General features: G+C 41.3%; 21 protein-coding genes and 1 pseudogene. 12 read left to right on the plus strand and 10 right to left on the minus strand.

Annotation, left to right across the window (positions count from 1 at the left end):
• Window positions 1-10: 10 nt before the first annotated feature.
• On the minus strand, window positions 11-1,396 hold the full coding sequence (locus P1X15_RS27695) for an aminopeptidase P family protein (protein WP_277341383.1): 1,386 nt from the start codon (window positions 1,394-1,396) through the stop codon (window positions 11-13).
• A gap of 376 nt (window positions 1,397-1,772) precedes the next feature.
• On the opposite strand from P1X15_RS27695, the gene P1X15_RS27700 reads away from it, so the two are divergent.
• From P1X15_RS27700 to P1X15_RS27730, 7 genes are all read left to right on the plus strand, one after another.
• Window positions 1,773-2,699 (plus strand): universal stress protein, encoded by a 927-nt coding sequence (locus P1X15_RS27700; RefSeq protein ID WP_277341384.1) that lies wholly within the window; start codon window positions 1,773-1,775, stop codon window positions 2,697-2,699.
• 101 nt (window positions 2,700-2,800) lie between these two features.
• Window positions 2,801-3,157 (plus strand): hypothetical protein, encoded by a 357-nt coding sequence (locus P1X15_RS27705; RefSeq protein WP_277341385.1) that lies wholly within the window; start codon window positions 2,801-2,803, stop codon window positions 3,155-3,157.
• A gap of 90 nt (window positions 3,158-3,247) precedes the next feature.
• Window positions 3,248-4,534, plus strand: a complete 1,287-nt coding sequence (locus P1X15_RS27710) for a DUF389 domain-containing protein (RefSeq protein WP_277341386.1) — start codon at window positions 3,248-3,250, stop codon at window positions 4,532-4,534.
• Between the two features lie 7 nt (window positions 4,535-4,541).
• Window positions 4,542-5,234 (plus strand): response regulator transcription factor, encoded by a 693-nt coding sequence (locus P1X15_RS27715; protein ID WP_277341387.1) that lies wholly within the window; start codon window positions 4,542-4,544, stop codon window positions 5,232-5,234.
• Between the two features lie 3 nt (window positions 5,235-5,237).
• Entirely contained in the window at window positions 5,238-6,617 is a 1,380-nt protein-coding gene (locus P1X15_RS27720) for a cell wall metabolism sensor histidine kinase WalK (RefSeq protein WP_277341388.1), read from the plus strand.
• Between the two features lie 123 nt (window positions 6,618-6,740).
• Window positions 6,741-7,661: a hypothetical protein gene (locus tag P1X15_RS27725; RefSeq protein WP_277341389.1), complete on the plus strand. Its 921-nt coding sequence runs from the start codon at window positions 6,741-6,743 to the stop codon at window positions 7,659-7,661.
• 146 nt (window positions 7,662-7,807) lie between these two features.
• Window positions 7,808-9,508 (plus strand): lipopolysaccharide assembly protein LapB, encoded by a 1,701-nt coding sequence (locus P1X15_RS27730; protein ID WP_277341390.1) that lies wholly within the window; start codon window positions 7,808-7,810, stop codon window positions 9,506-9,508.
• A 29-nt stretch (window positions 9,509-9,537) separates the two neighbouring features.
• Here the strand turns inward: P1X15_RS27730 and P1X15_RS27735 are convergent, their stop codons facing one another.
• From P1X15_RS27735 to P1X15_RS27750, 4 genes are all read right to left on the minus strand, one after another.
• Window positions 9,538-10,263 carry a DUF2490 domain-containing protein gene (locus tag P1X15_RS27735; RefSeq protein ID WP_277341391.1) on the minus strand — a complete coding sequence of 242 codons (726 nt, stop codon included), beginning with the start codon at window positions 10,261-10,263 and terminating at the stop codon, window positions 9,538-9,540.
• A gap of 49 nt (window positions 10,264-10,312) precedes the next feature.
• Window positions 10,313-13,423: an efflux RND transporter permease subunit gene (locus tag P1X15_RS27740; protein ID WP_277341392.1), complete on the minus strand. Its 3,111-nt coding sequence runs from the start codon at window positions 13,421-13,423 to the stop codon at window positions 10,313-10,315.
• Between the two features lie 20 nt (window positions 13,424-13,443).
• Entirely contained in the window at window positions 13,444-14,529 is a 1,086-nt protein-coding gene (locus P1X15_RS27745) for an efflux RND transporter periplasmic adaptor subunit (RefSeq protein ID WP_277341393.1), read from the minus strand.
• Between the two features lie 84 nt (window positions 14,530-14,613).
• Entirely contained in the window at window positions 14,614-15,861 is a 1,248-nt protein-coding gene (locus P1X15_RS27750; protein ID WP_277341394.1) for a TolC family protein, read from the minus strand.
• A gap of 133 nt (window positions 15,862-15,994) precedes the next feature.
• On the opposite strand from P1X15_RS27750, the gene P1X15_RS27755 reads away from it, so the two are divergent.
• From P1X15_RS27755 to cydB, 4 genes are all read left to right on the plus strand, one after another.
• Window positions 15,995-16,699, plus strand: coding sequence for a response regulator transcription factor (locus P1X15_RS27755; RefSeq protein ID WP_277341395.1), 705 nt, complete (start codon window positions 15,995-15,997; stop codon window positions 16,697-16,699).
• Entirely contained in the window at window positions 16,696-18,081 is a 1,386-nt protein-coding gene (locus P1X15_RS27760) for a HAMP domain-containing sensor histidine kinase (RefSeq protein WP_277341396.1), read from the plus strand. Before P1X15_RS27755 ends, P1X15_RS27760 begins: the two co-directional genes overlap by 4 nt.
• Window positions 18,082-18,295: 214 nt before the next feature.
• Window positions 18,296-19,675: a cytochrome ubiquinol oxidase subunit I gene (locus tag P1X15_RS27765; protein WP_277341397.1), complete on the plus strand. Its 1,380-nt coding sequence runs from the start codon at window positions 18,296-18,298 to the stop codon at window positions 19,673-19,675.
• On the plus strand, window positions 19,675-20,709 hold the full coding sequence (gene cydB, locus P1X15_RS27770; RefSeq protein ID WP_277341398.1) for a cytochrome d ubiquinol oxidase subunit II: 1,035 nt from the start codon (window positions 19,675-19,677) through the stop codon (window positions 20,707-20,709). The genes P1X15_RS27765 and cydB overlap by 1 nt, the downstream gene beginning before the upstream one ends.
• Before the next feature lie 776 nt (window positions 20,710-21,485).
• Here the strand turns inward: cydB and P1X15_RS27775 are convergent.
• Window positions 21,486-21,794 (minus strand): DUF1493 family protein, encoded by a 309-nt coding sequence (locus tag P1X15_RS27775; protein ID WP_277341399.1) that lies wholly within the window; start codon window positions 21,792-21,794, stop codon window positions 21,486-21,488.
• Window positions 21,784-22,677: pseudogene (locus P1X15_RS27780) on the minus strand (RHS repeat domain-containing protein); the annotation flags it as partial. The gene P1X15_RS27775 and the pseudogene P1X15_RS27780, both read right to left, overlap by 11 nt.
• Before the next feature lie 89 nt (window positions 22,678-22,766).
• Between P1X15_RS27780 and tnpC the strand changes: the two are divergent.
• Entirely contained in the window at window positions 22,767-23,966 is a 1,200-nt protein-coding gene (tnpC, locus tag P1X15_RS27785) for an IS66 family transposase (protein ID WP_277341400.1), read from the plus strand.
• A 262-nt stretch (window positions 23,967-24,228) separates the two neighbouring features.
• On the opposite strand, the gene P1X15_RS27790 is transcribed toward tnpC, so the two are convergent.
• The 3 genes from P1X15_RS27790 to P1X15_RS27800 form a co-directional block, all read right to left on the minus strand.
• Complete coding sequence (locus tag P1X15_RS27790; RefSeq protein WP_277341401.1) at window positions 24,229-24,747, minus strand: hypothetical protein; 519 nt, start codon at window positions 24,745-24,747, stop codon at window positions 24,229-24,231.
• Window positions 24,748-24,749: 2 nt separating this feature from the next.
• Entirely contained in the window at window positions 24,750-25,676 is a 927-nt protein-coding gene (locus P1X15_RS27795; protein ID WP_310586048.1) for a M91 family zinc metallopeptidase, read from the minus strand.
• Window positions 25,677-25,965: 289 nt separating this feature from the next.
• Window positions 25,966-26,412: an SMI1/KNR4 family protein gene (locus P1X15_RS27800; RefSeq protein ID WP_277341403.1), complete on the minus strand. Its 447-nt coding sequence runs from the start codon at window positions 26,410-26,412 to the stop codon at window positions 25,966-25,968.
• Window positions 26,413-26,482: the final 70 nt, after the last annotated feature.

Consider the following 26,482-nt stretch of genomic DNA (forward strand, 5'->3'; position numbering starts at 1 on the left):
GGGTGGATTTTTAAGCCCTTAGAGCTTCTATTTCGGCTATCGTCTTCGGAATAGGCGCTCCAATGAGGCGAGCACCATCGTGGGTAATGAGATAATTGTCTTCAATCCTTACGCCTCCAAAATCAAAGTAGTCTTTCAAAGCCTCATAATTTACATACTCTAAGAATTTTCCTTGGCTTTGCCATTGTTGAATCAATTCGGGAATAAAATAAAGCCCTGGCTCTACCGTGAGTACAAAACCCGCTTCTAGTTCTTTGGCTAAACGTAGGGATTTGAGACCCAATAACGAACTACGCGTCATACCTTCACGGTAGCCAATGAGGTCTTCTCCTAGGCTTTCCATGTCGTGTACATCCAAACCAATCATGTGCCCTACGCCATGAGGCATAAACAACGCTGGTACGCCAAGTGTAAGCATTTCGTCAATATCACCTTTCAGCAAACCGAGGTCTTTGAGCCCTTCTGCTACCGTACGCCAAGCAATCAAATGGCAATCAAGATACGTAATTCCGGGTCGGAGAGCGGCGATTACGTTCAGATTAGCATCTAGCACAATCTGATAAATTTCCTTTTGTTTTTGGGTAAATGTACGATCCACAGGCCATGTACGCGTAATATCTCCCGCATAATGTGAAACCGCCTCCGCTCCAAAATCCCCTAGTACGAGCTTGCCGCTAGTGAGACGATTGCCGTGATAGTGGTTGTGGAGCGTTTGACCATTGACCGACAAAATAATAGGATAAGCTAAGTCTCCTCCTCCACTCCTTGCCGTACCATGCACTACTCCTACGATTTCGTATTCATATTTACCAGCTTGCGTAGCTTTGATTGCATTGAGATGCATTTGAGCCGAAATATCAACGGCTTTATCCATTTCTATGATTTCTTCGTCGGTTTTATAAGACCGCTGATTGATGACGGCCATTACAAACTCCTGAGAAATTTTCTGCGGGATTTCGCCCAACGCCCACCCCGTCAACTGATGTAATTTGAAGGTATGCTCTGGGCGGTAAGGGGGCAAGTAATGAACTGATTTCCCTATACTTAAGCTTCCTTTGATTTTGGTTTCTAATGCTGACTTAGGCAATACCTGCGCCACTCCCACTTCCAAAGCCTGCGCCAAAAGGGTAGGCTGCGGCCCTGCCCAAATCACATCATCCATCGTAATCTCATCTCCTACAATCCATTCTTCACCCGATTCTAAGTCAATAATAGCCGCCAACCCTACTTTATCAAGACCAAAATAGTATAAAAAAGTACTATCCTGTCGAAAATGATAGGTATTGTCAGTATAATTCATGCCTGTTTCTTCGTTTCCTAGAAATAGAAGTAGCCCTCCTTGAAGGGAGTTTTTGAGAACAGCACGACGCTGTATATAAGTTTGAGATGAAAACATACACTTGGGGTTATTTTATTCGGACAATATTAATGATTTATTCAAATAACTCTTATTTAAAAAGCAGTGAATTTCATACGTTAAACCTACCCAATAACCAGTATTTTTATAGGTAAACAGCGCATAAATTGCTAGTTTTTAAAGATTTATCAATAAAATGCGACATCTGCCTTCATTGTATTTTATAAAATTCTAATTTTACATTAAGCCCTTATTAAGTTTAGAATAAGTAAATTTGTTGCTATAATGGTCGTATATTTGCATATTCTTTTGGGGCATACGAATAGCTAACGCACTTAGAAGTTGGGGAATTGTTTGTTTTTGCTACGGTCACCGTCCCTGCATAGCATTTTATTTTATTCTAAAAGTCAGCACTATGGATACTCTAGCCTTACAAAAAATACTTGTTCCGATCGACTTTAGCGACACCTCGCTCAATGCGCTCCAAACCGCCGTCGCTATGGCCAAGCGACACCAAGCGAAATTGGTTTTGGTGCACGTCGTAAGTGTCAATACCGCATTTGTAATGCCCGAAGGAAGCGTAATCTTGGATTCGGGACTTGATCAGGTTTTGAAAACAGCCAATCAGCAGTTAGCCCAATGGGTAGACACCCTCATCACAACTCATGGCATAGATGCCCAAGGATTAGTAGAAACGGGCAGTGTCACAGACTCGATTGTACACCTGGCCAAATCTCATCAAGTAGATTTGATTGTATTGGGTAGTCATGGCGCATCGGGGTTGCGGGAGTTTTTTATGGGTTCTACCGCTTATAGTGTTATCAGGAGTGCCTCGTGCCCTGTTCTGACCATTCCGCCTCATCAGCAATGGCTCGATTTCAAAAAGATACTGTTTCCAGTACGTCCTGTGGCTGATGCCTTAGAAAAATATGATTTTGCGCGGCGGATCATCCGTAAAAACAACGCAAAGCTTATTGTTATGGGTGTATTAGAACGTCTTGGGAATCATACTTTTGAAGCACTCAATGACGAAGCCGCCAAACTCATCAAAATCATTGAAGAAGATGGCGTAAGCGTAGAAACACAGTTCCATTTTTCGGATACATTGGCCGAAACCATTTTAGAAAAAGCCAATGAGTTAGAAGTAGATTTACTAGTAGTAACGGCTTCTCTTGATTATCAAATCAAAGAACTTTTCATTGGGCCTTTTGCCCAACAAATCGTCAATCATGCCAAAGTCCCAGTGCTTTCTATCAGACCTCACCCTAGCCCCCAAGAAGGTACGCAGACAAAACATGAGCCAAATGTTTTCCCCAACCCTTATTTGACAATACCCTTTTAAAGGTTGTTTTTAAAAAATTTCTTATTCATTTAGATTGGTAGCTGCTTCACTCCTATTTTGCTTAGGTAGCACAGCTACGAATCATAAACTTTTTTTTAATCATGGACAAAGATTCTTATATACCCAAAGTAGTAGAGTGGGTAAAACGTAAAGGTTACGAACAAATAAAAGCTAACTTAGAGGGATTTGAAGTACCCATTGCTTACGAACGTCAAAATGATGACGAGCGCTTCATACCTGATGTGACAGCAAAGTTGCTTTATGAAAAATCTTATTTTGAAGTAGTTCTTAAAACCGACAATCCCGACAGAGTAGTTTCAAAACTCCGGCTGTTGAGCATGTTGGCTAGTCAAAAAGGAGGACGACTGTTTATGATGGCACCTTCTGGCCATCTCAATTTTGTGAAAGAACTAGCCCTCAAGCATTCTATCAGCGGTGAGGTTGTAAAAATCGCCTAGTCAGTCGTATAAGACAATTTGCCCATGTCTCAGCATTTGGCCAAATTGTCTTATTTTTTTTCATTATTTTCTATCGTTTGAGTATAGTCTATGAAGAATTTTATTCAAACCCAATTCCACTCCCTTTTTCATCTTTTTGATACTACAGATGCCCCCAAAACCATCCGTGAGATTTCGGATGGAATCTCCATGAGGGGCTACAATTTATGGATACTTATTTGTGCTGCAATGCTGGCCTCCATTGGCCTTGATACCAACTCCACGGCGGTCATCATTGGAGCCATGCTTATTTCTCCTCTTATGTCTCCTATTTTAGGAGTAGGGTTAGGATTGGCCATCAATGACCAAGATATATTGCTGCGGTCGCTCCGCAATCTTACTATTGCGACGGTGGCTAGCTTGGCTACCAGTACGCTATATTTTTGGGTATCACCACTGAGCGAACCCACCGCCGAGGAACTCGCCCGTACCCAGCCCAACCTGCTAGATGTAATGGTGGCTTTATTTGGAGGCGTAGCTGGTATAGTGGCAGGTTCTCGTTCCGAAAAAACCAACGCGATTCCGGGCGTAGCAATTGCCACCGCCTTGATGCCACCCGTATGTACAGCAGGATTTGGACTAGCGCATGGCGATTGGCGCATCTTTGGAGGAGCCTTTTACCTTTTTGCTATCAATGCCGTCTTTATTAGTTTGGCTACTTTTGCCGTGGCAAAATACTTACGATTTCCCCTCAAAGAGTATGTAAATGATACAGTTCGTAAACGAGTTCGCAATTTTATTTATGGTACTTTGATTGTGACGCTCATCCCAAGTATTTACTTTTTATACACCGTTTATAAAAACAATCGGGAGAAAAAAATCATCGAAACTCAAGTTGTTAATGAAATCACAAAACGAGGAAATGAAGTATTGAAATGGGAAATTCATCGCGAACTAGTACCTCGCCAAGTTAAGATTTATTATTCGGGTGAGCAGCTGGAAGAACCTCAAATGGAAGAATTTAATAAAAGTTTGCGGCTCAACAACATTCCTGATTACGAAATTCGACTATTTAGGATGAACCTGACCCGTGAAGAAATCTCCGAAATGAGCAACGAAGCAGTTCAAAATCTCCTCAAAACCCTGAATGTAAACCAAAGACCTGATTCCACTAATCGCACACAAACTAATATTTTAAAGGAAATTCAAGCCCTTTATCCTCAAGTCAAACAAGTGGGTTTTGGGGAAGTAGTTTTTATAGGTGCTAAAACCGACACAATCTCCCAAGTCCTGTTGGAAGTAGAGAAGCGCCCTCTTGCACCAGCAGACCTTAATCGGCTCAACAATTACCTAAAAATACGTTTAAGAAAAGACACTTTGCTGTTAAGAAATCTCTAAACACACCATGGAGACTTCCACCAAATTACTTTTTGTAGAAGATGATAAACGCATCTCAGACGCTACCACCAATGGCCTCCAAAAACACGGCTTTGTAGTCGAGCCAGCCTATGATGGTTTTGTAGGGGCTCGCCTTGCCACTACTTATAATTACGACCTCATTATTTTGGACATCAACCTGCCGCTCATGAATGGATTTGAGGTATGCAAGGCCATAAGGCAGCACGGAGTCGCTACGCCGATTTTGATGCTTACGGCCTTGGGCGAAATCGACGACCGCGTCAAAGGACTTGATTTTGGAGCAGACGATTATCTAGTTAAACCTTTCGATTTCAGGGAATTACTGGCGCGTATTCACGCCCTATTACGTCGTACCAATGCTACCCATGAACAAGCTTCAGAGATATTGAGAGAGGCCAACTTAGAGATGAACCTCGTCAATAAAACCGTAAGACGTAACAATCAGCTCATCGACCTCACTGCTCGCGAGTATGAGCTGCTAGAGTTTTTGTTACGAAATAAAGGCCGCGTACTTTCAAAAATGGACATCATCGAACACGTATGGGAGCTTAATTTCGACACCAATACCAATGTCATAGAGGTATTTATCAATTATTTACGCAAAAAGATAGACCGTAATTTTGAGCCTAAATTGATTCATACCAAAACAGGGCTGGGGTACTATTTAAAAGCCGACTAGCTCATGCAAATACGGTACAAAATAGCCTTACAATTTACCTTAATAGTACTGGCAATTTTGTTGGTATTTTCGGCTATTGTGTATTTTAGGGCAGAAAATCAACGCCGCACCAATTTTTATGACCGCCTTGCTCGCCGCGCCAAAACTACCGCCCGCTTACTAGTTGATGTCAAAGAATTTAACACCACGCTCCTCAAGCTCATCGACCGAAACTCTTCATCTCGGCTCCCCGCCGAAGAGATATTCATCTATGATTATCGCAATTTGTTGCTTTATTCCAACCTCGAGAAGGTGTCTCCGTATGTCAATCATCAGCTCATCAACAATAGCCGCCTCCGAAGAGAAATAAGATTTTTGTACGAAGAAAGAGCCGTGATTGGACTCCTATTTGAAGGAAGATATGACCGCTTTGTAGTCATTGCATCGGGAGTCGACAAAAACGGAAAACTCCAGCTTCAGGAGTTGGTTATTACCCTTCTATTTGCTTTTTTAGGAGGTATTGCTGTCACTATCGCCTTGTCTTTATTTTTTGCTAATCAAGCGTTACGTCCTATTCATACTATCAATCAGGAAGTAGGGGAAATCACGGCTCGCAATCTCCGCAAACGCATCAATGAAGGCAATGGTAAAGATGAAATAGCGCAGCTAGCTACCAATTTTAATCTCATGCTAGAAAGGCTCGAACTTGCTTTTCAGCAGCAAAAACAATTTGTGTCCCAAGCTTCCCATGAGCTTCGTACGCCTCTTTCTGCCCTTAAAACCGAAATTCAAGTAGGGTTGTCGGTACTTCACTCTTCAGAAGACCATCACCTGATTTTAAAAAATCTCCTCAAAGACACCGACCGCCTCATCGAATTATCCAATAGCCTACTTCAACTGGCCAGAATTCATGAAACCCCCGACCAACTTCCCTTTGATGAAGTGCGGATGGAAGAAGTACTCCTCAATGCCCAACAGGAGTTGCTTTCTGTACACACCGATTATCATATCAATTTTGATTTTGATCAGATACCCGAAGAAGATTACTTTACCCTTGTAAAAGGCAATGAGGCACTCTTAAAAAATGTGTTTGTAAATTTATTAGAAAATGCCTGCAAATATACCCCCAATCACCAAGCAACGCTTCGCTTAGGTTTTGATGAGCAATACTGCATCGTAAGGGTGATTGACCAAGGCATTGGGATTGCCAAAGTAGATTTACCTCATATTTTTCAGCCTTTTTATCGTTCCAAAAATGCCATTGATTATCAAGGCTTTGGCGTAGGGCTGTCGGTGGTTCAGCGCATCATTGATCTTCATGAGGGAAGTATTGAAGTAAAAAGCAAACAACACCTTGGGACTTCGTTTGTGGTTAAAATCAAACATTTGGGTCCTCAAAGCTAGGATGTTGTGACTCCATTTTTTTTGTCTTCTAAGAAAATTCTAATTTGTCGTTAAGGTGTTCTTAAGTTTTGGGTAAAACCTTTGTATCATCAAAATGAAAGTTCCACCCAAAAACATAAGACTATGGAATGGACTGCTCAAAACTCAAAACTCATCGCTGGCGTACTAGCCTTGTTGCTCACCGGCAGCGTTATAGGAGGCATTTATTTCTGGGATAAAACAGGGGACTTGGCCAAAGAAAATGACAAAACAACGCTTAAAGCAGATTCGTTGTTGTCCGTCAAGCTCAGTCTCGAACGCGATATTCATAACCTCAGCCAAGAACTCGCTTCTGCCAACACTGATAAAGAATCGCTCAACCAAAAACTCAATTCCACCCAAAAACTTCTTTCTCAAAAGAACCAAATTCTGACCCGTCTTCAAAAAGAGAGTAAAATACAACAAGAAGATGTATCAGACCTCAACAATCAAGTAGCAGAGTTGACACAGCTCAAAAACGATTTGAAGGCAGAGATTGAGACCTATCAAAACGAAAAGAACAAATGGGTTGCCGAAAACAATTCTCTAAAAAAATCAAATGAAGGTCTTCAAACTCAAGTCAATGACCTTACTACTCAGCTTGGTGGCATGGTCTCAAAAGACCTTATTACGGCCAATAACTTTAGGGTAGATGTACTGAAAAATAACAACAAAGTAACCGCGAAAGCCAAAAAAGCAAATACCATTTTGGTTTCGTTGACACTTCCTAAAGCACTCTCAGGCGAAGGGTCTCAGCAAGTCTATCTGAGTCTGACCGATTTAGAAAATCGTCCGATGAGTGGGGCTATCCAAAATGTAAACGTAAAAAACAATGAATCTACCCTCGAAGTACCTGTTCATGTAGTTCAATCAGCAGATTTTGGCCGTAACCCTCAAAAGATTGTTTTTGAATTTGAGCCTTCTACCAAAGTACCTGACGGCACTTACAAAGCGAATGTGTATACCACCAATGCCTACTTAGGCTCGATAGAATTTCATTTAAGAGATAGTTTTCTGTTTTTCTAAAATATTTCATCCAAGTCGTAGTTACTACCCCCCCAAATCGTAGTTACCCGTTAATTCCACACCGTTATTATTTGCTCTCCACACCTTTTCTATTACTTGATTTGCCCGCCTTACATCTTTTTCGTTAACCTAAAACAACCACACGCATGAAAAAGATTTTTCGCCCCCTAACGGTCAGTCTGATATGTCTGACCTTAGGAATTCTATCCCTACAAGCCCAAGATATTCAAAGTGCTATCCAATGGCTCGATAGAAATCAACCCAATAAAGCAATACAAACTTTACAGGATATTCACCAAACTCAACCAACGCGTCAGACATACTTTTATAGTGGCTACTTAGCAATTCGTACCAACCGTCTCTCGGAAGCGCAGCAATATTTTGAAAAAGGAACGGCACTCGACGAAAAGCGCCATCCTCTTAACAAAACGGGTTTAGGAATTGTAGCTTTCTTAGAAGGACGTACCGCCGACGCTGACCAAATTTTGGAAGAAGTTTTAAAAGCTAGCAAAGGCAAAGACCCCGAAATCCTTTGGCGCATTGGAGAAGCCTATACCGGTTATGCGCAAGTAATCAACGATGTAGATACTCCCCTCTATCCACATCACAATGCTCAAAAAGCCATTGATTATCTTGAGCAAGCCCTAAAACGCGATAAGAAAAATGGAGGTATTTGGCTTACCTTAGGCGATGCACGCGCCTTGGCTACTCCCACCAACGGTGGACCCGCCGTAACTGCCTACGAATATGCAATGGAATACCTTCCCAATCGCAGTCTTCCAAACCATCGTATCGGAAATATATACTGGGCGGGCAAAAGCTATAACCTCGCTTCTGATTATTATAAGGCTGCTCTTGGAGCCGATTCGCTTTATACACCTTCTTATTTGCAATTGGCCGAACTAAGCTTCCAAACCAATAAATTCAAGGACGCCGCTGCCAATATGGATAAATACCTATGGCTAGTCGAAACCCCCACCGCCGAATTACGCTATCGGTCAGGGCAGTTTGATTATCTAGCTAGGCAATATTCTAGAGCGGTAGAAAAACTAGTACAAGTCAAAAAAGATATAGAATCGCCCGTCAAATATCGTTTATTGGGGAGGTCATATTTTAGTCTAAAAGACTATGACAAATCTATCCAAAACCTAGAAACTTTTCTAGAAAAAGCGCCCGACAAAGCCGAAGGACTTGAGTATAAACTACTTGGCAGAGCTTATCAAAACACTACCGATACTACCATTGCCAAAGATTCGATAGCGGTGTTTTATTTGGCCAAAGCCGCCAAAACCGATACTACCGAAAATCTCTACAGCGAAATTGCCGAAATGAGCTATCGCCTCAAAAACTACAAAGACGTAGTAAAATACGTGGAGGCTGGCGAAAAACGCTTCAACAAATCGTCAGTTAAAGACAAATTTTGGCTTGCTATGGCTGCTTACAAAATGGGTCCCAACGACTCTACAATGTACCTGAAAGCAGATTCGGCTTTTGCGGCTGTGCAGGAAAGTAGTCCCGACCACCTTCCTACTATTCTGTACCGCGCCAAGTCCAATTACTATGGATACGCGGGTCAAGATACCACCTTTGCTAAGTCGGTTCCGTTTTATGAGCGTTTTGTGGAATTGGCCTACACCAAAAAAGAAGAAAAGAAATTTAAGTATGACATGAAAATCGCCCTTAAATTCTTGTATTCTTACTATACCGCCATTGAAAACGACCCTGCCAAAGCCTTGGAGTTTGCTCAAAAAGGAAAAGAATTGGACCCCGCCGACAAAGATTTTAATGATATGATAGCTCAACTTGACAAGCGAGTCCCCGACTCAGCTAGTCCTAAACCCCAATAATCTGATTGTTTTCGTGGCTGTATGTTGACTCATTGGCTACTACTTCTGGTAGTAGTCAATTTTTTTTTATGCTTAGATTTTTTGAAAGGTTTAATAGAAAACTCCAAATCCAACCCCATTATAAAATTTTGTTTGGCATTGTTGGTTGCCAAAATAGGCTGCCATATAAAATAAGGGTTTAGCACTTGATTTTTTATAAACTCATACTTCAATCCAACTGAGTTTTGCCAGTTATCTGTTTTGAAGTATAGATTTTTTTTCAATGCATAAAAAGGCTCTGCATAAGCATAAACATCAAATTTTTTATTGAGCTTATATTTAAGAGTCAAACGAGGTCTAAAATAAGCGTCAGTATCAAATCTAATCTCATCATCTCCTATAAACCGCTGATTCTGATATTGAATAGCGGGTCTAAAATTCAATGTCCAGTGATTTAATTTTACCCTCGCCGAAACTCCCAAAAAATATCGATGAAAAACTCCCCTATCTACCAAAGCTAACCGATAATTGGCAACTCCTCGGAAGTTTTTGTTGAAATCGTATTCGAGAATTCCAAACAAATAAGATCCTTTATAATAGGTAACATCTTCAATAAATCTGCTACGATACTGAGCTGTAAAAGCCCACTTTTTAGGCAAATTAAATTCTAGCGAGGTTCCAGGCCATAATTGAGTGTCAGTAATAGTCCGCTGCCCAATCCCTATCAAAGGCAAGCAAGTCAGTACAAAAACGAATGAGCTAGGTAGGATTTTCATCCTTGAATTCGATTATAGTTTCAGGATCTCGTTAAGAATTATTTTTTACTTAATCTAAATCCCTCATTGTGTGAACGTTGTGACGATAGAAAAAGCGATAAATAATCGGGAAGATAAGCAACGTCAACACCGTAGCGGTAATCAGCCCTCCAATTACCACAATCGCCAGAGGTTTTTGGGTTTCGGAGCCGATACCCGTCGAAACTGCCGCAGGTAATAGTCCAATCGCCGCCATCATAGCCGTCATTACTACGGGCCTAATCCGAGATTTTACGCCCTCTCGTATGGCGGTGTCGAGAGACATTCGGGAAGCTAGGTTTTTGTTGAACACCGAAATCAGAATGACCCCATTTTGAACACAAATCCCAAACAAAGCAATGAAACCTACCCCTGCCGAAATTCCAAAATTCATATGGGTAAAATGCAAGGCCAATATACCTCCTATCAATGCAAAGGGCACATTGATGAGGACCAGCCCGGCATCTTTGGCATTGCCGAAGGTGATAAAAAGCAATACAAAAATTGCCGCAAGGCTAATCGGCACTACTTGACCAAGGCGTTCGGTAGCACGCACTTGGTTTTCAAACTCTCCCGTCCAATCAATCGAATAGCCTTTTGGCAATGTCTTTAAGATAGGCTCTACTTTTTTCTGTGCTTCGGCGATGGTACTTCCTAAATCGCGCTCTCGCACCGAAAATTTCACCCCAATAAATCGTTTGTTGTTGTCGCGATACACAAAAGCCGGCCCTGTTACTTTGCGTAGAGTAGCGATCTCTTTGAGCGGGATTTTACTCCCCTTCAAAGTAGGCACCATCAGCATCAAAATATCGTCTTCATTGCGGCGGTATTGCTCTTGATAACGTAACCGAATATCAAACTTCCGCTCTCCTTCATAGAGAATAGAGGCAGTTTTTCCGCCAATCGCCATCTCAATCACCGCTTGGGCATCGGCAATACTGACGCCATAAAGCGCCATTTTGTGGTCATGCAGGATGACACTCATTTCGGGCTGCCCCGTATTTCTTAAAATCCCCGCATCTTTTACACCTGGTACCGCCTTGATTTCCTCCAAAACTTGGTCGGCTAAGGCATCTAATTTATCAAGGTCTTCGCCGTAGATTTTGATGGCATTGGAGGCTTTTATGCCAGCGGCGGCTTCGGCCACGTTATCGATAATGGGCTGTGAATAGTTGTAGGTAATCCCCTGAAAATGAGACAAATCATGATCTAGCTCCTCAATAATGTCATCTACCGATTTGCCGTTAAGTTCTTCTTTGGGTTTGAGATCTACCTGAAATTGCAAGAAGTTAAAGCCATTGGGGTCGGTACCGTCGTTTGACCTACCTTCTTGCGAAAGTACTTGTTTTACTTCTTTATGATTATTGATTTTTTGTCTAATAATCCGCGCAATCTTCACACTTTCGTTTTGAGAATAACTCATCGGTAGCTCTGCCGTAATCCACAAAGAGCCTTCGTTGAGCTGTGGCAAAAACTCAGTTCCGAGCAATTTGGCCGAAAACAAAGTAGTTCCTAAAAACACTAATGAAGCAAAAACGCTTATTTTCTTGTGTTTATAACAAAACTCAAAGCCACGGCTTACCCAAGTATCAAAAAATCGAACGATAGGATTTGACTTTTCTCTTACGTTTTTTCGTAATAAAAACGAACAAAGTACCGGCACCAAAGTAAGGGTGTACAACAACGCCCCTAGTAAAGCAAAACCTAAGGTAAAGGCCAAAGGACTAAACATTTTACCTTCGACTTTCTGAAAACTAAAGATGGGCAGCAATGCCGTAATAATGATAAGTTTTGAAAAAAAGACGGCCTTACCAAGCTCTCCACCCGTTTTTTTGATAAGACCTAACTTGGCCAATTTGTTAAACTTATCCATGCCTTTTTTGTGGGCAAGGTGATCGAGTGTTACAAATATCCCCTCTACCATCACCACTGCTCCGTCAATGATAATCCCAAAATCGACGGCTCCCATAGAGAGCAGGTTTGCGGACATCCCCCTCATACGCAAGCACATGAAAGCAAACAACAACGCCAAAGGAATCACAATAGACACAATGAGCGTGGTGCGCCAATCGGCCATAAACAAAAATACAATCACCGTCACAAACAAAATCCCTTCGAAAAGATTGTGTAAGACCGTTTTGGTACAAAAATCAATCAAATTGTCACGGTCATAAAAAGTCACCATTTTCACATCTGGCGGCAATATCTTGGTATTTAGCTCTTCGATTTTGGCTTTGACTCGCCCCAATACTTCACTAGGGTTCTCGCCTTTACGTTGCACTACGATACCTTCTACTACGTCGTCATTTTGGTCAAGTCCTACTTGTCCTACCCTTGGCAGATTAGATTCTTTCACGTCTGCTACGTTTCTGACCAAAATAGGATTATCATTCACATACTGTACAATGATGTTTTCGATGTCGGCGATAGAGTTGAGCAATCCTATTCCCCGCACTACATAGGCCTGTCCATTCTTTTCGATTACATCTCCACCTACGTTGACGTTGCTTTTGGTCACCGCTTCATATACTTCTAAGGGCGTAATACCGTATTTGGCAAGCTGCGTAGGGTTGACCTGAATTTCGTAGATTTTTTCTCTTCCGCCAAACGCCACTACATCTGCTACGCCTGGCACACTTCTTAATTGTCTATCAATCACCCAATTGTGCAAAGTCAACAACTCTCTACTATCGCGATCTTTGCTTTCGAGCGTAAATCTGAAGATTTCGCCCGTAGGGCCGTATGGAGGCTGCACATCCGGCTCCACTCCATCGGGCAGCGATACCGTTCGGAGTTGGTTATTGACTTGTTGTCGGGCAAAAAAATCTTCTACATCGTCCTCAAAAATGATTTTGATGATACTCAACCCAAACATTGTCACGCTCCGCACGTTGGTTTTGCGCTGTACAGAGTTCATGGCTACTTCAATAGGCACTGTCACAAAACGCTCTATTTCTTCGGCACTACGTCCGTTCCATTCCGTAACTACAATGATTTGGGTATTGGTCACGTCGGGAAAGGCCTCCAAAGGAGTGTTGAGATAGCTCACCACGCCCGAAATCACCAACACGCCCGTCATGAAGAAAACAAAGAATCGGTTTTTGAGTGAAAAACCTACTATTCCTCTAATAAATTTGTTCATAAGTCAATAAGGATCAGCCTTTAATCATTTAAAGCATCATATACCAACAATTGATTTTTGGATATGACCTGTTCATCAGTTCTCAAACCTGCACGTATATACGCTATATCATTGAGCATTTTATAGACCTGCACTTCACGCGTCTCAATATCGGAACGATTGCGGAACACCATCACCCAGTTTTTGCTACGGTCAAAAATCACCGAACTTGCCGGAATCGCTATCATCTCTCCTCCTTCATTGAACTTGAGCGATACCGTAGCGTGCATTTCAGGCTTGAGTTTATAGCCTACATTGTTGAGTCTGATTCTTACTTTCATGGTTTTGGTGTCGGGGTCGAGTACGTTATAGATTTTGTCAACGCCCCCTCTAAACAATTCATCCCCATAGCTAATTGTCTGTATATCAGCCTTCATACCCAATTTCACTTTCGGAATATCACTTTCGTTGACATTGGCCATGACCCATACTTCACTGATTTGACCCACGGTAAAAATCTGCTCGTCGTTGTCGGAGCGTAACTGCATACCGGGATTCACATTTTTACTAATCACAAAACCATCAATCGGGGATTTGACCAAATAAACGGGAGTCTTGCCGAGTCCGTAAATCCGAAATACTTCTTTGATACGATTCAATTCAGCCTGCGCATTTTCGAGTTCTTTTTTGGCTGCCACCACTTCGCGTTGCGAATTGAGCTTGCTATCAAAAAGCTCCTCTGCGGTTTTGAGGTTTTTTTCGGCTACCAACACCTCCGCTTGTGCCTGAATCATTTGGCGCTCAAAATCAGCCACTTCGCCCGAACGTATCGTAGCAAGGACTTGTCCTTTGCGGACATAATCCCCTAGCTCTACGCTTACATTTTCGACATTGCCGCCCACCAACGGAAACACTTTAATGACACGGTTTTCGTCGGCAATCACCTTTCCGACAAGCGTTAATTCGCTCCGTACCGGTTCGGTTTTTACGGTGGCAAGCTCAATACGCTTCATCATCGTATCTGATAGCATAAAGGCCTTGATTTCTTCGGCAGTAGTTTGTTTTTTGTCGCAGCCTGCCAACCAAACGCCTCCAGAAATTAGTAAAAATAAAAGGCTCTTTTTCATTAGTTAAAAAGTTCTTGTATTATGTCAGGCTTTCCAAGTTTAGGTATCGAGTGAGTAAAAAACTTGGAAAGTCTAGCAGTACATTTAGTTAAAAAGTTCTTGTCCTACCATAAAATTCAATTCTTCGTATGCCTCTACGCGGTCTGATTTGAGTCGGTTTAGCTCTTTGATACTTTCGCTGTAGGTCTCAATCAAATCAATAAATTCCAGCAAAGTCAGATTACCTTTTTGAAAATTTTCGACCACCCCACGGTTGAGAAGTTCTAGCTGTTCGGTAAATCTCACATCTACACTTTGCACCATATTTTCTACGTATTTGACTTTTTGGAGCGCAGCCGTTACTTCATTTTTAATAAGCTGTTCTTTCTGTGTAAGTATCCCTTTTTGATACTCAATCATGCGTTTGGCTACTTTAATATTCCCTTGGTTTTTATTGAAAAAAGGCAAATCAGCCGACAGCGTCAACCCCGTATAATGGTTGACATAGCTGCCTGATTGGTCATAGACCGCGCCCAACCTCAAATCCGGTACTGCAAGTGATTTTTGTAAGTTATAATTCAATTCTGCCTGCCTCGCCAAAGACGAAACTACCTTTAAATCACCGCGATTTTGCAATGCTAAATCGCTCAAATAAGCCGCATCTTCGCTCCGCAATTGATAACGTGTCAATTCTTCTGGGCTTACGATTGGCGAAAGCGGTTTTTCCAAATGAAGAATGGTCTTCAACGCTTTTTGTTTTTCGGCCAACTCAAATAAGATTTCGGTTTTGTCATTGTTGAGTTGAAATAGCAAAGCCTTCAACCGCAGCATTTCGCGTAGCGATACATTGTTTTTTTCGTATTGTTTTTCAAAAGCCCCTACTGTATTTTGGAGGGTTCGGATCTGAATTTCATAACGACTGAGGGTATTTTGAAGAAAATAAACATCAAAAAAATGATTGCGTAATTCAAACTTCAGTACCCTCAACAAATCCATAAATTCATATTCGGTCATGCGGGCGTTTTCGAGGGTGAGGGCGACTTGCTTACTACGCTTGCCTGCCGTAAGAAGCAGCTGCTCAATAGCGATGATTTTTTGTCCACCTTTTCCTACATCTAGCACTCGTTTTCTGTCAGGATTATAAATATTCCATTCGGTCGAAAGCGTGGGATTATCCCAAAGGCGGGCTTGTATCACCTCCGCCTGAGCCGCCTCAATCCTAAAACGCTCACTTAAAAGCTGAAGATTGTTAGTCAAAAAAAGGCTATCCGCTTGCCTCAGTGAGATTCGGAGTGAATCTTGAGCAAGCCCTCGCAAAGGCACCAAAAAAGCAATCAAAAGAAGAATTCGCATAAGGTCAACAATACTTTTTGCAAAGGTGATGACCAAAGATTAAGCTCATATAAAGACCACCTTAAAAAAAACTAAATAGCCTGTAAGGAAGACGCTTATGCTTTATATTTGAACAAAAAATCTATTTTTCTTTATGAAAACCGACGCCGCACCCAAGAAAATCCTCATCATTGAAGATGATTTACGCATTGCTCAACTACTTACGCGCGGCCTCACCAACAAAGGTTTTGAGACAGAAGTCTCCTATACAGGTGCCCTTGGGCTGCGCCGTGCGTTGTCGGTTGCTTTTGATTTAGTGATTTTAGACATCAATTTACCCGAACTAAGCGGCTATGAAGTATGTCAGCGAATTCGCGAGCAAAAACCTTCGCTCCCGATTTTGATGCTTACTGCCATGAGCGAAATTGAAGATAAAATAGAGGGCTTTGAAGCGGGAGCCGACGACTATCTCGTCAAACCTTTCGATTTTAGGGAATTGTATCATCGAGTAGTGGTAGGCCTGCGTCGAAACCACTCCGAAGCCGAAACCGTCGGTAAAGTATTGCGTATTGCTGATTTGGAAATTTTCTTGGATAGTAAGCTCGTTAAGCGAGCCACTCAAGAAATCAGTCTCACGGCACGCGAGTACGAATTTTTGGTTTATTTAGTAAAAAACAAAGGTAAAGTGGTTTCTAAAAACGATATAGCGGCCAACGTTTGGGATGTACATTTTGATACAGGAACCAATGTAATAGAAGTGTATATCAATATCTTACGCCGAAAAATCGACCGAAATTTTGAACCAAAACTCATCCACACACGCCCCGGCTTGGGCTATTTATTAAGAGAAACACCATGAAAATCCAGACCAAAATTTCTATCCTATTTTCCCTCATTGTAGGAAGTCTGTTGGCTATTTTTTCGTTTATAGTGTATCAGATTTTTGCCGAATTTCGCGAGCAAGAATACTACGACCGTCTCAAAAGCAAGGCAATCACGACGGCCCAATTGCTCATCAAAGTAGATGAAATAGACCGAAATCTGCTCAAAATCATCGACAAAAATACCCTTACTGCCCTAATTGATGAAAAGGTATTGGTATTTGATCAAAACAATAAACTCTTCTATAGCAGCCTAGACGACCATGTGATTCATTATGGGAATGATTTGCTCGAACGCATAAGACGCGAAAAATACGTGGAAACTAGCAGCGGCGACAACGAAGTAGTAGGACTTATCTACGAACTCAACCAACAGAAATACATTATTTTGGCCTCTGCTTACGATAAGTTTGGGCGAAGTAAAATGGACAATCTCCGTAAAACGCTGTTTGGTGGGCTTGTATTCGGAATTGTAGGGACGATACTCTTGGGGATATTTTTTGCGGGAAAAGCCCTTGGGCCAGTTAATCAGTTTATTGTTCAAATCAGCGCGATTTCGGCCAACAACCTTACTGAGCGACTCGACGAACGAAATGGTAAAGATGAGATTGGGCTATTGGCCACTGCCTTCAACAAAATGATGTATCGTCTTGAAGAATCTTTTGAACTTCAAAAAAGTTTTGTTTCGCACGCGTCTCATGAGCTCCGAACGCCCCTCGCTGCACTTAAGTCAGAAGTGGAAATTAGCCTTGAAGAAAAACTCACTTTGGCCCAGCACAAAGGTATTTTAAGAAATATCAGCAAAGACATCAATCGGCTTATCAACCTCACCAATAGCCTTTTACAAATCGTAAAACCTTTCAAAACTACCCTCAGCAATGCCCAAAATGTACGTATAGACGATGTGATTTTTCAAGCCCAAGATGATTTGCTCCTCTCCCGACCCGAATATAAAATCTTGGTAGAATATGCCCAAGACCCTGAAGATGAAAACAATATCACAGTCCTTGGAGAAGAGAATCTTTTGAAGACGGTGTTTACCAACCTTATCGACAATGCCTGTAAATACTCTTCGCCTCACCAAGCATTGGTAATCATTGATTTTAAAAATGACACGACCGTAGTTAGTATCCAAGATGAAGGAATCGGAATCCCTAATGAGGACATATCAAGTATCTTTGAACCTTTTTACCGCTCCAAAAATGCACTGTCGATTTCGGGTTTTGGGGTAGGACTATCGGTGTGCAAAAAAATAATTGAGATGCATCGTGGCAAAATTCACGTATCCAGCGTCCCCAACCAAGGCAGCATTTTTATGGTGGTTCTTCCCAATGTGAATACTGCTAGAGACACCAAATAAAATTTTGTCCATAAAATAAAAAAGTCACAAAAGTTCACTTTTCTTTCTCCTCAAAAGGCACAAAAGCCCTTTTCTTTTTGTTAGGTTTTTAGATGCCAAACGGTATCGGCCTGTGTCTTTTGAGCATTGCCGAGTCTTACTTTTCATCTTGGCGTTTTGCTTATTTTCTTATTCTCGGTGCAGGCTTTTTGCTCATCATACAGCGCACCTCTTTATGAACACCGAAATACTTTCACGTATTCAGTTTGCTTTTACGGTGGCTTTTCATTACATCTATCCTCCGCTAAGTATTGGTTTAGGGATAGTATTGGTTATCATGGAAGGCATGTATCTCCGCACGGGTCAAAAAATCTATGAGCAAATGACCCGCTTTTGGATTAAAATCTTTGCTTTGATTTTTGGGATTGGCGTAGCCACGGGCATCGTAATGGAGTTCGAATTTGGCACCAACTGGGCGGTTTATTCTCGTTATGTAGGAGATATTTTCGGAAGTGCCTTAGCTGCCGAAGGTATTTTTGCCTTTGCCCTCGAATCTGGTTTTTTGGGTATTTTGATTTTTGGTTGGAATCGAGTCAGCCCTCGCGTTCATTTCTTTTCTACGATAATGGTCGCATTGGGGTCTATGTTTTCGGCGATTTGGATTGTAGTAGCCAACTCTTGGCAACAAACGCCCGCTGGCTTTCGAATCGAAGGCGAAGGCATGAAAGCGCGGGCTGTCATCACGGATTTTTGGGCAATGGTCTTTAATCCTTCGAGTGTTGACCGTCTTTCTCACGTCATTATTGGGTCATTTTTAGCAGGTTCGTTTTTGGTTTTGAGTGTCAATGCTTATTATCTTCTCCGAAACCGCCACGTATCTATCGCCAAATCAGGCTTCAAAATCGCCCTTGTGGTCGCTACGGTAGCTTCGCTATTGCAGCTTTTTACGGGGCACCGCTCGGCTGATGGAGTAGCCAAAAACCAACCCGCCAAATTAGCCGCTTTTGAAGGTCATTATGACTCTTTGGCAGTGGCCGACATGTACTTATGGGGCTGGACGGATGCCCAAGCTCAAAAAGTAAGTGGTCTCAAAATTCCAGGTGGTTTGTCGTTTTTAATTCATCAAGATTTGAAAGCTCCCGTCACGGGCTTAAACGCTTTTCCGACCGACCAACGGCCTTCCGCCAGAGCTATCAACTTTGTGTTTCAGACTTATCACCTCATGGTAGCCATCGGTATGGCATTGATTGGACTTTCATTGTTGGGGATGTTTTTATGGTGGCGAGGTCGTCTTTTTGACCAAAAATGGCTTTTACAAATATTTGCATGGGCGGTGCTATTCCCCCAAATCGCCAATCAAGTAGGCTGGTACTCTGCCGAAGTAGGCCGACAACCGTGGGTTGTGTATGGACTTCTGCGTACATCCGATGCGCTTTCTCAATCGCTTCGTACCGAGCAGGTTCTTTTTTCACTGATTTTATTTACGTTGGTTTATAGCTTGTTGTTTGCGCTGTTTTTGTATTTACTCAATAAAAAAATCAAACATGGCCCCGACGAGTTGCACGAAGAAGTGATTCCTGATTATTCAAAACGCGACAACCCAATTCTCAACTAATGGAAACGATACTCGGACTTGATTTGCCCACTTGGTGGTTTTTGGTGGTGGGTGGCGTATTTAGTGGCTACGCTATTCTCGATGGCTTCGACCTCGGCGCGGGTGCATTACATCTGTTTTTCAAAAAAGAAGAAAGTAGGCGGATTGCCCTCAACGCCATCGGCCCCGTATGGGATGGCAATGAAGTATGGTTGGTGATTGGCGGCGGAGCCTTGTTTGCTGGCTTTCCAGTGGTGTATGCTACGGTTTTTTCGGCGTTTTATGAGTTGTTTATGATTTTTTTGGTCATGCTCATTCTAAGAGCGATTTCCATAGAGTTCCGTTCCAAAGAACCCATGCTTTGGTGGCGCAAAACATGGGATATTAGTTATAGTGTATCCAGTATTTTGCTGGCTTTGGCTTTGGGGTTGGTTTTGGGAAATGTGATTCAAGGCTTTGCCATTGACCAAAACTACATTTATCGAGGTACATTGCTCGACTATTTCAACCCTTATGCCCTTCTCGTATCGGTCACTACATTGGCGCTATTTATGATGCACGGGGCTATCTATTTGGTGATGAAAACCGAAAATCGGCTTTACGCCAAACTTACCGTTTTGGCCAAAAACACGACTATCTTTTTTGTACTGATGTTTGCGATTACGTCGGTCGCTACGCTTTTGTTCATCCCTCACATGATAAACCGCTATCGCGAAGTGCCTTATATGTTTGCGTTTCCGGTTTTGGCTATTTTGGCCGTAGCCAACATTACGCGCCAAATCTCACGGCGGCGTTATTTTTACGCTTTTTTATCATCGGCTTTTGTGACGGCTATGCTCATGATTTTGGTAGCGGTGGGGCTTTTTCCCAACATCGTTCTCTCCACTATCGACCCCAACCTTCATATCACGGTTTACAACGGAGCATCGACCGACAAATCCCTTAAAATCATGCTCACTTTTGCCGCGATTGGGGTACCATTGGTGGCACTTTATACGAGTTTTGTTTTTTGGACTTTTCGAGGTAAAGTAAAACTCGATGAGACGAGTTATTGAGTAAAAAATGCCTCGCAGCCTATTTAGACAAAAATCAACCTGTCCCCACAATAGGAGTAGGTACGTAAAATAGCACCTCAAAAAATCGAACGCAATGTGTTAGAATTCAAAGGAAAATTAGACATATGGGGGTTATGATTTGGGTCAGATACCAAGCATTTACGTGACGTTTGCCAAAACTTGCTTCATCATCATCGTACCCATGTTCTTTGTTCTTTGTAGGCAAAGATATATTTGATGCCTTTGGTATCTACAACTCTGATGGTGTCAATTCTACCTTGGGTACGAAGTCCGATTGGGCACAAAGTACCCCTGTTCCACACCACCAGAGTATGGAGCTAAAAAGCCATTTGTTAATCATTAGAGTTGTTGTTTACTTTTGTCTATTTATAAACTATAGTGTGAAAAGAGTATTTGAAAATCTGGGAGGTATCCCCATTTTTCTACGACTTGTCCTTAAACTTCTGCGTATTAGTTTCACTGGTCATGATTGTTTTGTAAAGTGTTCTTTCGCTAATGCTTTCCTTGCTACTTCTGATGCACTGTTATTTTAGTATTGAGTATCCACGACAAGAATCGGGGATTGACGGTGACCAGAGGCAAAATCTTACATAAATTACCTTAGAAAGAATTTCAGGGTTATAAAAGGATTCATAGATTTGTGAGAAAGGGACAATATCATTGACGATGCTATCGGTAACCCCAGCTTTCAACAAATAAAATTTGAGTTTAAAAAAAACAAACTCAACGAGGGATGATTAGATGACTACTTAGTTTTATACTAAAACTTTTGCCTTTACAGCCTTTAATAAGCTTTCAACAGTCAGTTCTTTTGTTTTTTTTGTATTTCTAAAAGAAAAAAAAACTGGTTCGGCATGAAAATATTCATAAAACTGAAAATTACTAATATCGACCTTAAATTTTTCTGAAAAGGCACGTATCAAATCACTAGCATCATCGCCTGAAATACCTAAATCAGATTCTAAACCATCTGTTAAACTAATGTTTTCAGATTCAATACCTACAATTTTATTTAAGAATAATAGAACTTCTTCTATTATTTCACCTTGAATATTATCTTTCATTATTAAATTGTTTTTTTACAGCGTCTCGCTGTTCTTGTAATAATTCCTTAGGAATAAATGAGCCTGACATTTGTTGCGTCTGCAAAAGTTGATGCTGTTCTTCTAATGCCATATTTTGAAAATTTGTGTTCGCCGTATCAACAATATCATAAACAGTGACAGCCATGCTTGCACGAGAGAGACCGAAGCCTAAGCATCTACCCACATATCTGCCTAATAAATTAGTCTTAAAACGGACAACTTTACCATTTATGATTCTACTATGTGTATAGAGTCGTTTAGACATTACATTACTGTAATTGAAAAATTTTTGCATTCTTTCGTTACCTAACAATTTATTACTAAGGTATGATATAGATGTTGTAACTTCCGATGCGTTTCCAACAGTAGCTTTACCAATCCAGATTTTAGGAAATTCTGCCGCAGGAACTATTATACTTGGGCCAAATAAATGTCCCCAACCCTTAAAAGTAGGTTCTTGATTTCTTTTTCCATAAACAGTTGCTCCTTTTCCATCTCCATTTAATACTATACCTGTTTCTTTATCATAAGTATAAAGTGATTTATTATTACGGTATTCATCGTACTTTTTGTCGTTTGGACAAGTGGGACAGATAGCAATAGAGGTACTTTCAAAAGCATTACTTGGGCTTAAACCGTATAAATCAACATAGTTTACAGGATTGTTGTATGTATAGTGGTATGGACTCCAAGTCTCCTGTTCATCTGTTAATGGGTCAATTACATGCCATTTCCCAAGTAGAGGATCATACATCCTAGCACCATAGTCTAATTGGTTTAATCCCAATTCTTCTATTTTTTCTTTGCCATTGTACTGCCACTTGTGCTCAGGATTGCCTTCCGTCTCAATACCCACCAAATTCCAACCCCAAGGCGCTACAGGCTACTCTTTTCTCACATTTCAAAGAACATTTGTAACTATTTAGGTACGCAATTTGCATAGCTAATATTATGGAAGAATTGGTCAAAGAAATAGCAGACTTGAAGGCGTTGGTAAACCGCTTACTACTTCGTATCGAAGAGTTAGAGGCGGAAAACGCTGACTTGCGCCGTCAACTTGGCCAAAACTCATCAAACTCCCATAAACCACCCTGCAGTGAAGGCTACGCAAAGAAGCCTCTTATCAAACCAGCCCTATCCAAACCGGCAGGCAAAAAGCCCGGAGGGCAACACGGTCATCCAGGCAAAACTCTACAATTAGTAGATCATCCAGATCAAATTCATACCCATCAGGCCACGCATTGTTCTAGTTGTGGACTTACCCTCCAAGGTGAAGGACAAGTGGTTGCCCGTCGCCAAGTTTTTGATTTACCTCCCACTGCTATGTGGGTAAGCGAACACCAAGTAGTGGTTCATCGTTGCCAATGCGGTTGTGAGCAAACAGGCCAATTTCCTTCTGATGTAGCGGCACCGGTACAATATGGCCCGCGTATTCATGCTCAAAGTATTGTGCTCAACCTTGACTATCGTTTGCCTTTTGCCAAGATAAGCCAGCTATGGGCTGATTTGACAGGCTATGCCTACAATCCGGCCACGTTGGCAAGTGCTCAAACCAAGCTTTATGAGCAGTTGACTCCGATAGAGGCTCAAATCAAAGAACAACTCAAAGCGGCGTCTGTCTGCCATTTTGACGAAACAGGACTGCGGGTTGGTGGTGGTCTAAAATGGCTTCATTCAGCAAGCAATGAGCAATACACCCACTTTTTTGTTCATCATAAACGGGGTCAGGAAGCTCTTTTGTCGCAGGAAAGTATTTTTCCTGAGTGTATCAATTGGACAATCCATGACTGTTGGGCATCCTATTTTACGGTAGGTAAAGGGCGACATAGTCTCTGTGGAGCGCATTTATTACGAGAACTGCAAGCGCTCATTGAGCAAGGAGGTCAGTGGGCTAAAGCCATGCACGACTACTTGATGGCTGCCTATGAAGCAACTGGGCCGATTGGTCTTGACCAACAGGCACATTGGCGAGTGCACTACCACCAAATTTGCCAGCAGGCAGACCTGGAAGAACATCCTGTCATTGCCTTTTTCAAACCAAATGGTCGTCAGAGTAAACCTAAAAGAAGCAAAGGGCGCAACTTGTTGCAGCGGTTGATTCGACACCAAGAGGCTGTTTTAGCATTTGCTCGCACCGGCGACCCGGTTTGAGTCGGGCGTACCATTTACGAATAACCAAGCCGAGCGGGATTTAAGAACTGCTAAGGTCAATCGGAGCGCCGAAGCGACAAAAAATCAGTAACTGCTTTCGTCGTACCAGCGGGGCTAACGCCTACGCCCGTATGGCGAGCTTTATCTCTACAATTCGCAAAATGAACCGCAACATTATGAACAATATTGAGAATGTTCTAATGGGAAACTTCGAGTGGGCTACCTAAATAATTACGAACATTTTTAACTCAAAACCTACAGCCTAGTTTAGGCTTTTTTGTTTATAATTATTGATATTTAATGAAGAATATGAATCATGAAAGCAAAAGGTCTTGACTTCTTTCCCTCGTATCACTTGGGTAATAAAAGTTCGATAACCCCCTAAAATTTTATGTTTGTCTATTGTTGTTGTATCGAACTGTTCTACATTGGTTTTATAACGATTATTCCATAAATTGTAATTTAGAACCGTATCTTTAAAGATTTCAGTTTCTCTTTTATATTCATAAACCACATTTCTTTTTGAAGTCCATATATTACCCCATACTTCTAAACTTGGCTCGCCAATTCTTTCAATCAAAAATAATGTATCACAAGGAAAAATTATTTTAGAATATTTTGACAATATATCGTTCCTTGTCCATTTTGCACTGTTAGCAAAACCTTTTCCAACCACATTTTGCCTTTTAAAAATATTCGTTGATACAACACTTTTTTGTGTTTGACAAGCAACAACTATTACTATAAAGAGTGTAATTATATTTGAATAACCGCTTTTCATTTTTATCTGTATTTAACCTTTGAATAAATTAAACTTCTTCCTTTTTTGTCAACTATTGGGTTTAATGGATCAGGTACAAACACCTTAGGTGATATTTCTATAACCCCATAATGTGTTCTCAAAGGAAGTCCATTTTCAGATCTAAATTGATTTTCACGATGAGTTGAGTATTTCTCTGCTTCTAAATAGTTGATTGTACCCACCCAAGTTTTATTTTTATTCAGCGTACCTTTTAAATGGTCTTCTGTATGAGCTAATTCATGTCCTAAACTTATATAAGATGGTGATTTAGCTAAGCCATTTACCCCTCCCTCAGTTGGGATATCTGCTTTACTATTAGGATTAAACCCTACCGTATGCGTATTATCATCATATTGATTACCACCCTGCGCAATACTTACCACTTGGGCATCATTTGAAAGAAAATCAATCATTTGCCTGCCCTCTTTTCCTAATCCTAAACGAGCTAAGGCACTTCCTACTTGATTAATGAATTTATCGCCACCTGTATAAGCTGTTCCATCTGCATTGTAGAAATTATATCCGCCTTGTTGAGTATAACCATAATGCACCCTTTGTTCTTGGCTATTTGTATCAAAATAATTGATTACCAAACTATCGCCATTCATATCGGTATATCTCAGCGGATTACCACCAAAGGCAGAATAGGGGGAAAGGTTAAAATATTTATCGGCGAATCTATCGGAGCGGTTCCAGTGAACAGCAGCAGGGTCATACATTCTATTTCCGAAGTCATACCAACCAAGTTCGGGTATTTCCTCTTGCCCTTGAAACTTAAATTTAAGCTCAGGATTCCCCTCTGTTTCAATACCCACCAAATTCCAACCCCAAGGGTCGTACCGGGGTCGCGTCCGACTGGTTTTCCTGTACAATGGCAGGAGGGTCGTTGGTAATGGATAAATTGTCAAAGTACGCCGCCGTACGCTTGGATCTGTTGACTACATTTACCTGCAAGGTAGCGTTCTGCGGGGCTACAGGATGACATTACCTGCTACCTCGCTCGCACCCTTTTAGATTACATTTCAAAGAACATTTCTATCTCAAAACCTACAGCCTGCTTCGCGCTTTGATACAGGTTATAGGCACTCACCGTATCACAGACTCTCCAGTTATTTTTAGTAAGCAGTCTTTACTAGGAAGACAAAGCACAACGGTAAGCCTGTGCTTCTCAGAAGACTACAGTGAATTGGGGAAAACCTACTCTTCAATTTTCTTTTTAAGAAAATCGAAGAAATCATTTGCGTATTTATCCCCTGTTATATCACAGTAAACTGGTGCTTCTCCATTAACATCAATTTGTGATAAATCAAAATAATATGTTTCCCCTTGATCATTCTCTTGTATTACTAATTGATGGATAGAAAAGCCTAAGTTCTTCCTGTTTAATTCATTCATATAAACAATATCGCCTCCTACTACTGTATCAAAATCAATTTCATAAATACTATATATTTCATTTCCGTGAATTTCCCCACCTCCGTAATTTTTAAGCCACCAAATATATGAAGGAGGAAATTGAACCTTCAATCGTTCTTGCGCTCTTTTGACCCATTCATCAGAAGCCCCATTCCCAAATTCTCCAAATTGAGCTATATTCTCATTCGAAGCTATTATTTTAACAATTTCATAATATCTATTTTCCATTGTATTTTATTCTTTAAAATCATTAGATCTATTTATCCAATAATTGCTTCTCCAAGAGTTAAATTCATCT

The organism is Runella sp. MFBS21, from assembly GCF_029433105.1.
In the GTDB taxonomy this organism is placed as follows: Bacteria; Bacteroidota; Bacteroidia; order Cytophagales; family Spirosomataceae; genus Runella.

Excerpts from the sequence above, each read along its gene's own strand:
- P1X15_RS27760 (WP_277341396.1), top strand. The coding sequence starts at position 16,696 with ATGAAAATCCAGACCAAAATTTCTATCCTATTTTCCCTCATTGTAGGA.
- P1X15_RS27800 (WP_277341403.1), bottom strand. The coding sequence starts at position 26,412 with ATGGAAAATAGATATTATGAAATTGTTAAAATAATAGCTTCGAATGAG.
- P1X15_RS27725 (WP_277341389.1), top strand. The coding sequence starts at position 6,741 with ATGGAATGGACTGCTCAAAACTCAAAACTCATCGCTGGCGTACTAGCC.
- P1X15_RS27740 (WP_277341392.1), bottom strand. The coding sequence starts at position 13,423 with ATGAACAAATTTATTAGAGGAATAGTAGGTTTTTCACTCAAAAACCGA.
- P1X15_RS27700 (WP_277341384.1), top strand. The coding sequence starts at position 1,773 with ATGGATACTCTAGCCTTACAAAAAATACTTGTTCCGATCGACTTTAGC.
- tnpC (WP_277341400.1), top strand. The coding sequence starts at position 22,767 with ATGGAAGAATTGGTCAAAGAAATAGCAGACTTGAAGGCGTTGGTAAAC.
- P1X15_RS27755 (WP_277341395.1), top strand. The coding sequence starts at position 15,995 with ATGAAAACCGACGCCGCACCCAAGAAAATCCTCATCATTGAAGATGAT.
- P1X15_RS27765 (WP_277341397.1), top strand. The coding sequence starts at position 18,296 with ATGAACACCGAAATACTTTCACGTATTCAGTTTGCTTTTACGGTGGCT.
- P1X15_RS27790 (WP_277341401.1), bottom strand. The coding sequence starts at position 24,747 with ATGAAAAGCGGTTATTCAAATATAATTACACTCTTTATAGTAATAGTT.
- P1X15_RS27730 (WP_277341390.1), top strand. The coding sequence starts at position 7,808 with ATGAAAAAGATTTTTCGCCCCCTAACGGTCAGTCTGATATGTCTGACC.
- P1X15_RS27705 (WP_277341385.1), top strand. The coding sequence starts at position 2,801 with ATGGACAAAGATTCTTATATACCCAAAGTAGTAGAGTGGGTAAAACGT.
- P1X15_RS27710 (WP_277341386.1), top strand. The coding sequence starts at position 3,248 with ATGAAGAATTTTATTCAAACCCAATTCCACTCCCTTTTTCATCTTTTT.
- P1X15_RS27735 (WP_277341391.1), bottom strand. The coding sequence starts at position 10,263 with ATGAAAATCCTACCTAGCTCATTCGTTTTTGTACTGACTTGCTTGCCT.
- P1X15_RS27775 (WP_277341399.1), bottom strand. The coding sequence starts at position 21,794 with ATGAAAGATAATATTCAAGGTGAAATAATAGAAGAAGTTCTATTATTC.
- P1X15_RS27695 (WP_277341383.1), bottom strand. The coding sequence starts at position 1,396 with ATGTTTTCATCTCAAACTTATATACAGCGTCGTGCTGTTCTCAAAAAC.
- cydB (WP_277341398.1), top strand. The coding sequence starts at position 19,675 with ATGGAAACGATACTCGGACTTGATTTGCCCACTTGGTGGTTTTTGGTG.
- P1X15_RS27715 (WP_277341387.1), top strand. The coding sequence starts at position 4,542 with ATGGAGACTTCCACCAAATTACTTTTTGTAGAAGATGATAAACGCATC.
- P1X15_RS27720 (WP_277341388.1), top strand. The coding sequence starts at position 5,238 with ATGCAAATACGGTACAAAATAGCCTTACAATTTACCTTAATAGTACTG.
- P1X15_RS27750 (WP_277341394.1), bottom strand. The coding sequence starts at position 15,861 with ATGCGAATTCTTCTTTTGATTGCTTTTTTGGTGCCTTTGCGAGGGCTT.
- P1X15_RS27745 (WP_277341393.1), bottom strand. The coding sequence starts at position 14,529 with ATGAAAAAGAGCCTTTTATTTTTACTAATTTCTGGAGGCGTTTGGTTG.